Here is a 1,554-nt window from a genome sequence, read left to right as displayed (position 1 = left end):
GGCACTCGCCGTACTTGTCGATCGCGCTCTCGAGTGCGACCGTTTTGGTGTCGACGTCGGGGCTGTTCCTCTCCTGTCCGTGGCCGGTCTGTCCCTCCCCCGAGCGGCCGTTGTCGTTGAGGCGAGCGGGGGTGTATCCAGTCCGATCCTCGATATCTTTGAGAACTGGGAAGTACTGATCATCGGGGAGCTTCAGATTGCGTTTCCCCGTCTTCTCATCGTCCGCCTCATCGTCGTTTTCGTCGCTGTTGTTTTAACTTGAATTGTCGGAGAATTGTTCGAGGTCGTCCGGCTCACAGAAGTCGTGCTTGAGTGCGTATCCGACCAGCCCCTTGAGGGGGATGGGGGTGTGGTCTGGGACGAGGTTATTCTCTCGGCAGTACTTCCACAGTTGGAAGTATTCGTAATCATCGAGAGTCTGACCACTTGCCGAAGTCGACGGGTTTGATTTCGGAGTTCGGGTAGAGCCCGGAGACCTGCTGTCGGAACTCCCGTTGTTGGATGCTATCCGGGAGCCCCCAGTGGAAATGGACTGTCTCGTCATCGAGGAGGAGCTCGAAACTGAATTTCTTGGGGTCTTCAGCGACATTCAGTGCCTGTGCGATCGGAGAGTGAGAGACCGTATCGCTGTGAAGACTCGCGATGAGTTCCTCGGCATATTCGAGGCCATCTTCGCCTTCGAACGGTCGGACACGGTTGAGGTGGCCTGAGTACGACTCGGCTGCCTCTTCGAGTTGTTGTGCCTGCTCGCCTGAGATGGCAATCGCGTCGTACGGGCGTGAAGTGAGTAATCCGTGGCGGAGGTGCTCGATGGAATCTGGAACGGCATGATCTGATATCTTTTCTCTCGGGTCGGGGAGTCGAGATGGTCGTTTCATGACTGGTAGATGCCGCTTTCCGTGGTTGGCAAGCGGTTTGCCCCTAGTTGGTTTACCTGTTTGGGTGTAGAGGGTTTGAGAAAAGAGGCCGGTGCGGGGAGATTACGGAAGTACAAGGAGAAAGCCCCGCCCTTCAGGGCGGGGATGAAGCTGACCAACAGTATTCAACCGCCGACGATGGCACAGACGGGGTTCTAACGCAGTCTTTAACCCGTCGGACTGTGATAGTATGTACAGATGGCGAAGAGTACCCGTCACGCGAAATACGAACTCTACTATCACATAGTGTTCGTGCCGAAATACCAGCGTTCGCACCTGACGGGGAAGACGAAGGAACGTCTCGAAACCATCTTCACGGAAATCTGTGAGGACAAGGGCCTCGAACTGGCCGAGTCCGAGGTCATGCCCGACCACGTACACCTGTTCATTACCGGCGACCCGACACTCGCCCCGAACAAAATCATACAACAGGTCAAGGGCTACTCCTCGCGCCAGCTCCGCGACGAATTCGATTTCGGCCTTCCCTCGCTGTGGACGCGCTCGTACTTCGTCTCCAGCGCGGGCGAGGTGTCCAGCCAGGCCATCGAGGAGTACATCGAATCACAGACCGGACGATGACGATGCGTCGAGAAGTCACCACTACGGTACGGGTCAAACTCCACTCGCTCACCGAGCG

At 56.7% G+C, this 1,554-nt stretch carries 3 protein-coding genes; 2 read left to right on the top strand and 1 reads right to left on the bottom strand.

Annotated features, from left to right (window positions below):
- Positions 1-262, top strand: a 262-nt coding sequence (locus tag EXE45_RS19740; protein ID WP_158294285.1) for a hypothetical protein, incomplete at its 5' end; no start/stop codon positions are given.
- Between the two features lie 145 nt (positions 263-407).
- On the opposite strand, the gene EXE45_RS16390 is transcribed toward EXE45_RS19740, so the two are convergent.
- Entirely contained in the window at positions 408-878 is a 471-nt protein-coding gene (locus tag EXE45_RS16390; protein ID WP_137694948.1) for a hypothetical protein, read from the bottom strand.
- 237 nt (positions 879-1,115) lie between these two features.
- Between EXE45_RS16390 and tnpA the strand changes: the two genes are divergently transcribed.
- On the top strand, positions 1,116-1,496 hold the full coding sequence (gene tnpA, locus EXE45_RS16385; protein ID WP_137694947.1) for an IS200/IS605 family transposase: 381 nt from the start codon (positions 1,116-1,118) through the stop codon (positions 1,494-1,496).
- Positions 1,497-1,554 lie beyond the last annotated feature (58 nt).

Origin of the sequence: Halorubrum sp. SP9 (assembly GCF_005435015.1) — an archaeon.
GTDB lineage: Archaea > Halobacteriota > Halobacteria > Halobacteriales > Haloferacaceae > Halorubrum > Halorubrum sodomense.
The sequence above is the reverse complement of the archived record's forward strand: the minus strand, read 5'-3'. Positions and strand labels throughout refer to the sequence as shown.

Coding starts and splice junctions, on each gene's coding strand:
- EXE45_RS16390 (WP_137694948.1), bottom strand. CDS start 878: ATGAAACGACCATCTCGACTCCCCGACCCGAGAGAAAAGATATCAGAT.
- tnpA (WP_137694947.1), top strand. CDS start 1,116: ATGGCGAAGAGTACCCGTCACGCGAAATACGAACTCTACTATCACATA.